Genomic DNA, 7540 nt, shown 5'->3' on the forward strand with positions numbered 1-7540 from the left:
TATAATTATTAAATAATTATTGGTAATTCTGTAAAATGTTTTAATGCTGCTTTAGTGTTGCAGCTTTAAACTGTATAACCTGTATAATCTGTGCGATACTAAGAGGTCTAAATAATATTAAAATTAAACGCGTTTCTTCACGCTTAATATCACCGCGCTCAGTTTTTCCTGTATTCATCGACTACAGCAAGCAGGTTTTCAAAAGCCGAGTCGATTATATCTTTCAGGGTTGCGATTTCCTGGGCATTCAGTTCAAGCTCAGTCTGCCTCTTTGAGATATAATGCTTCATCTGTTCAGGAGCAGGACCTCCCTCAATCTTTCTTCTATTTATATTGGAAACCGGATTGAGAGCTTCCTTTACCATCTTTTCCGTTAATCCTCTGCTTGAAAGCGACTCACCGAGCACAACTTCAGCCGCAGAATCAATCCTTTCCATTGTTGGTTTTTCTCCTTCCTTTGCAAGCATCCCTACAATCTGATGTGCGGTTCTGAAGGGAATTCCCGTTTCCCGGACAAAGGTATCCGCCAGTTCAGTAGCTGTCGTGAACCCTGTAATTGACTGGGCCGAAAGCACATCCGTATGGACTTTCATGGTCCTGACCATCCCTTCCATTACCCTGACAGAAGCTCGTACGGTTTCTACCGAGCGCCAGATATTGGGAGTTGCTTCCTGAAGGTCGCGGTTGTAACTCAGTGGCAGGCCTTTACAGATAGTAAGCAGGGACATAAGGGCACCCACAGCCACTCCTGTTTTTCCGCGCATTAATTCCGCAGTATCCGGGTTTTTCTTCTGGGGCATAATCGAAGAAGTGGAAGCATACATATCATCCAGCTCAATGAAATTGAACTCGGAAGAAGACCAGATTACAAGTTCTTCAGCCATCCGGCTAAGGTTTATCATGAGGTTTGAAAACACAGAGGCACATTCGATAAGGAAATCCCTGCTGCTGACCGCATCCATTGAATTTTCCATCAGGCCTTCAAAGCCCAGGAGTTCCTGAGTCCTTTTCCGGTTCAGGTTAAAGCCCGTAGATGCAAATGCAGCAGCTCCGAGCGGGCAGAGGTTAACTCTGGTAAAAGCGTCCTGCACCCTGTCAAAATCCCTTCCGAGAGCAGATTCGTGGGCACAGAGGTGGTGAGCGAGGGTGGTAGGCTGGGCGTGCTGGAGGTGAGTAAAGCCGGGCATGAGGGTTTCAGTGTGTTTTCCTGCGAGGGTGACAAGGGTTTTTCTGAGGGCAAAAATTTCTTCGAGCAGGCCGAGAAGCTCTTCTCTGAGAGTCAGCCTGATGCAGGTCGCAACCTCATCGTTTCTCGAACGCCCGGAGTGCATCCTGCCTCCCACATCCTCTCCGACCATATCGATGAGCCTGGATTCAAGCGAGATGTGTATGTCTTCATAACTGAAATCGAGCTTTTCCATCCCTTCTTCCCTTATCTTCAAAAGCCCGCTGAGGATTTTGCTGCAGTCTTCTTCTTTTATTATCCCCTGCTCTTTCAGCATTACGGTATGGGCAAGGTCCACAACTATGTCAGCATTGAAAATCCACCTGTCAGCCTCCATAGAGGAGGTGTAATGTAAAATTTCCTCATCCTGGGCAGCTTCAAGCCTGCCTCTACGTAAAATGTTGCTCATCGGGTTTCCTCTGTATTATTGTGAATGGATTGTATAGTGAGATTCGTTATGTAATAATGACTCCTGTGAGATAAATGATATTGTGAGCTTATCTGGAATCTCGACTGACCTTTGTCATGTCCTTTATTTACCTCTGGTGAAATCCGAAGCGTGGTATTATTTCAAACACTTAAATATGAATCGGTTTCTGGAGTTCTTCTGGGCAATATATCAGGTATGAAAGCGTAAATATATTTGATGTCCGTAGTCTCAAAGTATAACCGAATCTCTGCTGTTTATGATATGATGGAGGCGCCGGTAGAGATTTTCTTATATGGGAAGTGGAGGAAAGAAGCGCTTTCAAATCTCAAAGGCAGAGTTCTGGAAGTGGGTGTGGGAACCGGAAGGAATCTGGAATATTACCCCGCGGGTACTCAGGTAACAGGAATCGATAATAGCAAAGGGATGCTTGATAAAGCCAGAAAGAAACATAAAGGCAGGAAGAACGTTACTCTTCTCCTCATGGATGCCGAGCACATGGATTTTCCGGATAATACCTTCGATTATGTTGTCACAACCTTTGTGCTCTGTTCAATTCCTGATCCCGTGAAAGCTTTAAAAGAAATGAGACGCGTCCTTAAGCCTTCAGGGGAGCTGGTAGCCATTGAACACATGCGCAGCAAAAGCCCTCTTATCGCCCGTATTGAGGATTTAATTAACCCTATTATGTTTTTCCTGATAGGAGACGAATTGACCCGAAACACGGTGGAGAATATCAAAAAGGCTGGGTTTACTATCACGGAAGAACAAAATCTGGCTTTTAAAGACGTTTTCAAAAAGATCAGGGCAAAAACATAAATGGTTTTATTCAGAGCACTTTAATTATAATGTCAATGCCCGCAAAGATATCTACGATTTCTGCAGCTTCAAAGTATAACCGAATAGCACCCATTTATGAACTGTTAGACCTGCCTCTGGAAATTTTCTTTTTTCGGAAATGGAGAAAAGAGGCACTTTCCGGTCTTAGCGGAAGAGTTCTGGAAATAGGGGTGGGAAGTGGAAGGAATCTGAAGTACTATCCTGATGGCTGTTCTGTAACAGGAATCGATGCCAGTGAAGGTATGCTCGAAAAAGCCCGAGAGAAAGCCGGGAAAATGAAAAATGTCAATCTTCTCCTTATGGATGCAGAGCATCTCGAATTTCCGGACAGCAGTTTTGATTATGTAGTTACGACTTTTGTCCTCTGTACAATCCCCGATCCTGTGAAAGCTCTTAAAGAAATGAGGCGTGTCCTTAAACCTTCAGGTGAGCTGATAGCCCTTGAGCATATGCACAGCAATAGCCCGATTATTGACCTTTTTGAGCACCTGATTGATCCTTTTCTGTCTTTTCTGCTTGGGGATCATACGACACGGCATACTGCCAGGAATATAGAAGAAGCCGGATTTAAGATTAAGGAAGCAAAAAAACTGGCTTTTAAGGATGTTTTCAGGAAGATCAGGGCAAAACCGTAAAGATTTATAATTTCTGAAAATTCAGAGATCACATGAACAGGTATGCCAGTAGTATGAACTCATCATTTGTTGGAGTTATAGAGAAAAGTATTATTTTTTGACATTTTGCTTGGCATGAAAGTACTCTCAAGTCTTTCATTCTTTGGGCATGTTATTCGAAGAATATCATGCGCGTTTTTTAAGACATCTGTAGAAGTCAGTTATATTTCCTCAAGTGTTATTCATCGCATCAGCCTTTGCCTGCGCTGCTTCTTTTGTTTCGAAGATCTCAGTGAAGGGATAAGCATACCGATACACTCCCTCAGTAACCTGCACGGTTCTGTATATTAGAGTATACACGGGTTTGTCCATGACATCTGTTTTCAGATAGCTGATTTCATGTTCGCCAAAATTTACAAGTGAATATTCTAGGCCGTTTATTTCCAGTATCTCCGGAAATTCTACACCATCAACTACCTGTTTCCCGACTGAAAAATTCAGGTCCTTGTATAGTAATATCGGTCTAACAAACACTTTCGGAAGCTTCGATACCCTGTCCTTGCCTGAGAAATATGACACGTCCACTTTCTCATCTTCATAGTCAGAAAAGCCCGCGTTTCGAGACGCATATTCAAATACTGATTCATATACCTGTACAGCGATTCCATTGATCTCGATAAGAGTTGACATAAATTTCAGCCTCGTTGAATACATAGACCAGTCTATATATTACCAGGTAAAAATATATGAAAGTTTAAGTTATTTATTTTTCAATAAAAGAGGTACATTTTCAGCAGCAGCTACCAGCATGGTGTCATCATTGCGGATCAAAGATATTGTTATCGCACCTTCTATCATCAGTTGAAGAATTAAGCTCAGTTCTTTCGCTCTTTCTGATGAAAAGCCGCTGCTAACTAACTTCTGATAATAAGTATCAGTCCACATATCATAGACTTCAATACAGGTTTTTCGTAATGATTCGCTTATTGAGACCGTCTCCAGGGCCAGCAAACCGATAGAAAAACAATTTTCCTGATCTTTTTCGTTGAATTCCCGTGCTATATCCAGAATAAACTCTTTGATAGCTTTAACTGGATCGCTGTTCTTTGCTAATTCTTCTTCGATATGGTGTTGAATTTTATTTCCCATCAATTTTATAGTGGCTGCCGCTAATTCCTCCTTTCCATCGGGAAAATGATAATACAATGACCCTTTAGGTGTTGCACTTTCTTTAATAATTTCATTTAATCCTGTGGCATGGTAACCATTTTTCTGGAATAAAAAAGCAGCTGTAGCAAGGATTTTTTCACGAGTATTCATTTTTGATTCCATATAGATTCCACAAAATTATTGATAATAGCCATGTTGTTGGAAATTTAATAAAGAAATCCCAGGTTGTCCAGCTGTGTCCTGATGATCCGCAGTCCCTCTGCACAATCCTCCGGGCATTTTCCACCTGTGATAACCAGTTTGCCAGTTCTGAATATAAGCACTGCCACCTTTGGAGCCTCAAGTTTACAAACAAGCCCTGGAAATACCTCCGGCTCATACCATTTTTCCGGAGGTAAGAATTAGAAAGACAACCTTTGGATTCTCAATTCTGTATACGAGACCTGGAAACTTCGTTTTGTTATATACTGCGCCTTCAAGCCCGGTCTCCATTAATTTTTGCAGATCGAAATCTTCTGCCAGCCTGGTAGATGCCACCACGTTCTCTATAGTTATTGCAGGTTCCATACAATATCCTATATAATTATTGGTAATGGAGAGTTAGTTATTGAAAAAGTAAGCAAATAATATCCATTTTAACCAAACATGGAGGATGTACTCTATTTTGGAATTGATCAATAACTCACGGGCATGACCGAATTGTTTTCGAGTGATTATAATGACTGGTCTACATATTATTTAAATTTTACTGATTACCATGATGCCTTAAAAAATTAGCTTTAGACTTTAAATTCATTTATTCATCTTAAAGAAACTCTATTAAACAATAACGACCAATCCTTAGTCGATGCTGGGGAAGATAAAGCGCTATTTTGAGGTCATAAGGGTTCTTTTCAAATACAATCTTATTCCGGAGCTTTACCGGGATCTGCATACCGATTATATTTCAAATCCGGATTGTACATGTACTTTTGATCTCGAAAACAGGCAGACAGCAGCGAAACTCAGGCAGGCTTTTGAAGAGCTCGGACCTACTTTTATCAAGATGGGGCAGACTATGAGCAAACGGCCTGATCTCGTGCCTCAGCCTTATGTTATTGAAATGGCGAGTTTGCAGGACAGGGTTAAGCCTCTGCCTTTTGAGGAGATGGCTGAATCTCTTGACCTTGCATGTATATGTGAGTATCAGCCGCGTGCAGAGAGGAACAGGAAAAAAAGTGAAGAAGAACTGAAAGCTGCCAGGGAAAGGAAAGCTAAAGCTTTTATTAATATTTTTGACAGCTTTGATCCTGATCCGATTGCCTGCGGCTCTATTGCTCAGGTTTATAAAGGTGTCCTTGAAGGTAAGCCTGTAGCTGTTAAAATCCTTCGCCCGCACCTGATTGATGTCATAAATGTAGATCTTTCGATTATGGACGACTTCAAACCTGTTATGAGAAAGGTTCTGGGAGTGGGAAGTAACTTTGACATTGATGCTTTTTTGCTGGAAATCCGGGAAATGCTTACTCGGGAAGTTGACCTCAGGATTGAAGCCGTCAATATGAGGCGTTTTGAAGACAATTTCAAAAATGTGAAAAATGTTTCTGTGCCCAAAATTTATCCGGATTACTGTTCGGCAAATGTCCTTACTATGGAATTCATTCAGGGGACCCAGATCAAAGATATAATTGATATGCCGGTGCCTCAAAGCAAAAAATCGGAATATACCCGTACTATCACCAGAAGTTACCTGAAGCAGGTATATATTGACGGCTTTTACCATGCAGACCCCCACGGCGGCAATATGCTGGTTCAGGAGGATGACACCGTTGCTTTCATTGATTTCGGGGCTGTTGGCAGTATAGATGATGAGCTCAAAAAGAATATGCTGGAATTTTATTACGCCATCAATAACAGGGATGTGGAAGGAGCAACCCGGGGATTCCTGAGAATAGGGGGTGCGGATGCGAAGGATGTGGATGTCCGCAGGCTCAGGAAGGATATGGATGAACTGATCGCAAACCAGAACTACGGGCTTGAAGGCAGGCAGAGCGACAATTATGCAAAACTGGGCCTGAAATACGATATCCGGCTCCCGGGTGAATTCTCAACCCTGCAGAGGGCAATCCTGCTTATAGAAGGAGTCTGCCTTGAACTTGACCCAAAGTATAATATTAAAAGCATTGCAGTCCCTGTCCTTATGGATGCTTACAAGAAGCTCAATACTCCAAAAGGAGCTGCCCTTCATATCGAGTTTTCCACCGAGCCGATGGACGAAAAAGCCGAGCTGAGGGCTGTGATCAGGGAGGTTGCAGACAAAATGGAAGGTATTGGAGACAGATTCTTTGAAGTGAGACAAAAGGATAACAAACGCAGTGTTTTTTCGAGGGAATTTTTCCTTGCCGTTCTGCTGATTGTCTCAGCTTATATATTACTATACGGAGATTTTTTTTCATGGGTTGGGTTGATAGGGTTTGGAGGGGCAATCCTTATAGCTGTTATTGCTTTTCTGTGTGGGAAATAAGGAGTGAGAGTGAGTCTTCAATACAAAAGTTCTAATAAACAGAAATTAAAATAATATTGTACCTGATATTTACAATATAATATTTCCTTTATTGAATTTGCATACCGGGAATAATCAAAATCCGGCATCAATTAATTTGGAAGGGGGTTATTATCTGGCACAGGAAATCATAAGGATTGAAGGTCTGGAATGCAATCACTGTGTTGTTAGAGTGGGGAGAGCTATTGCTTCTGTGAAGGGAGTGGTGGATGTTGATGTAAACCTTGAGAAAAGAGAAGCAGTTGTGGATTTTGAAGAGTCAAGAACTGATATCGAAAAAATAAGGGCTGCAATACGGGAGGCTGGGTACGAGCCATTATAATTCAGTATTTCTTATTGATCTTTCTCTTATGTTAACAATGCTGCAGTAGAAAAAGATCGAGATTAAAATTCAATAAAAAACAACCAGAAATTAAATCGAGTAATAAAAAAGATGAAAGCAGGGAAGAAATCCTTCCCTTACAGATTTTATAGCTAATTCACACCCTCTAAAATTTCTGGACTTGTTTCCTGGGTAATTTCAGTGGCTGTAGTTCTCATTTTGTTTTTATAACCACATTTTTCCGGAAGAGTCTAAATCTGTTCTTCTATTGTCAGTACATCTGATCATATACTGAGGCGAGAGGGCAAACGAACCAATGGGGAACGTAATATAGACATATACAGAAGAATATGCCTATATTACCTTTTCCAGTTAATATTTTGCTTTAACAGCTTTATTA

General features: G+C 41.4%; 7 protein-coding genes and 1 pseudogene. 4 read left to right on the forward strand and 4 right to left on the reverse strand.

Annotated features, from left to right (window positions below; translation table 11 throughout):
* Nucleotides 1-158: 158 nt before the first annotated feature.
* Nucleotides 159-1634: an argininosuccinate lyase gene (gene argH / locus PLL47_RS10120; protein ID WP_324446077.1), complete on the reverse strand. Its 1476-nt coding sequence runs from the start codon at nucleotides 1632-1634 to the stop codon at nucleotides 159-161.
* 237 nt (nucleotides 1635-1871) lie between these two features.
* On the opposite strand from argH, the gene PLL47_RS10125 reads away from it, so the two are divergent.
* Nucleotides 1872-2471, forward strand: a complete 600-nt coding sequence (locus PLL47_RS10125) for a class I SAM-dependent methyltransferase (protein WP_324446078.1) — start codon at nucleotides 1872-1874, stop codon at nucleotides 2469-2471.
* A 35-nt stretch (nucleotides 2472-2506) separates the two neighbouring features.
* Nucleotides 2507-3127 (forward strand): class I SAM-dependent methyltransferase, encoded by a 621-nt coding sequence (locus PLL47_RS10130; RefSeq protein WP_324446079.1) that lies wholly within the window; start codon nucleotides 2507-2509, stop codon nucleotides 3125-3127.
* Nucleotides 3128-3337: 210 nt separating this feature from the next.
* On the opposite strand, the gene PLL47_RS10135 is transcribed toward PLL47_RS10130, so the two are convergent.
* The 3 genes and pseudogenes from PLL47_RS10135 to PLL47_RS10145 all read right to left on the reverse strand — a co-directional run bounded on the left by PLL47_RS10135 (nucleotide 3338) and on the right by PLL47_RS10145 (nucleotide 4843).
* Nucleotides 3338-3796: a hypothetical protein gene (locus tag PLL47_RS10135; protein WP_324446080.1), complete on the reverse strand. Its 459-nt coding sequence runs from the start codon at nucleotides 3794-3796 to the stop codon at nucleotides 3338-3340.
* A gap of 69 nt (nucleotides 3797-3865) precedes the next feature.
* Nucleotides 3866-4438: a TetR/AcrR family transcriptional regulator gene (locus PLL47_RS10140; protein ID WP_324446081.1), complete on the reverse strand. Its 573-nt coding sequence runs from the start codon at nucleotides 4436-4438 to the stop codon at nucleotides 3866-3868.
* Between the two features lie 44 nt (nucleotides 4439-4482).
* A pseudogene (locus PLL47_RS10145) lies at nucleotides 4483-4843 on the reverse strand (TATA-box-binding protein).
* Nucleotides 4844-5123: 280 nt separating this feature from the next.
* On the opposite strand from PLL47_RS10145, the gene PLL47_RS10150 reads away from it, so the two are divergent.
* Complete coding sequence (locus PLL47_RS10150) at nucleotides 5124-6779, forward strand: ABC1 kinase family protein (RefSeq protein WP_324446082.1); 1656 nt, start codon at nucleotides 5124-5126, stop codon at nucleotides 6777-6779.
* Nucleotides 6780-6876: 97 nt separating this feature from the next.
* Nucleotides 6877-7140 carry a heavy-metal-associated domain-containing protein gene (locus tag PLL47_RS10155; protein WP_324446083.1) on the forward strand — a complete coding sequence of 88 codons (264 nt, stop codon included), beginning with the start codon at nucleotides 6877-6879 and terminating at the stop codon, nucleotides 7138-7140.
* Nucleotides 7141-7540 lie beyond the last annotated feature (400 nt).

The organism is Methanosarcina sp. (assembly GCF_035390745.1).
Lineage (GTDB): Archaea > Halobacteriota > Methanosarcinia > Methanosarcinales > Methanosarcinaceae > Methanosarcina.

What these genes read in the sequence shown, in the direction of transcription:
- argH (WP_324446077.1), bottom strand. Translation starts at nt 1,634, where the DNA reads ATGAGCAACATTTTACGTAGAGGCAGGCTTGAAGCTGCCCAGGATGAG.
- PLL47_RS10125 (WP_324446078.1), top strand. Translation starts at nt 1,872, where the DNA reads ATGTCCGTAGTCTCAAAGTATAACCGAATCTCTGCTGTTTATGATATG.
- PLL47_RS10130 (WP_324446079.1), top strand. Translation starts at nt 2,507, where the DNA reads ATGCCCGCAAAGATATCTACGATTTCTGCAGCTTCAAAGTATAACCGA.
- PLL47_RS10135 (WP_324446080.1), bottom strand. Translation starts at nt 3,796, where the DNA reads ATGTCAACTCTTATCGAGATCAATGGAATCGCTGTACAGGTATATGAA.
- PLL47_RS10140 (WP_324446081.1), bottom strand. Translation starts at nt 4,438, where the DNA reads ATGGAATCAAAAATGAATACTCGTGAAAAAATCCTTGCTACAGCTGCT.
- PLL47_RS10150 (WP_324446082.1), top strand. Translation starts at nt 5,124, where the DNA reads ATGCTGGGGAAGATAAAGCGCTATTTTGAGGTCATAAGGGTTCTTTTC.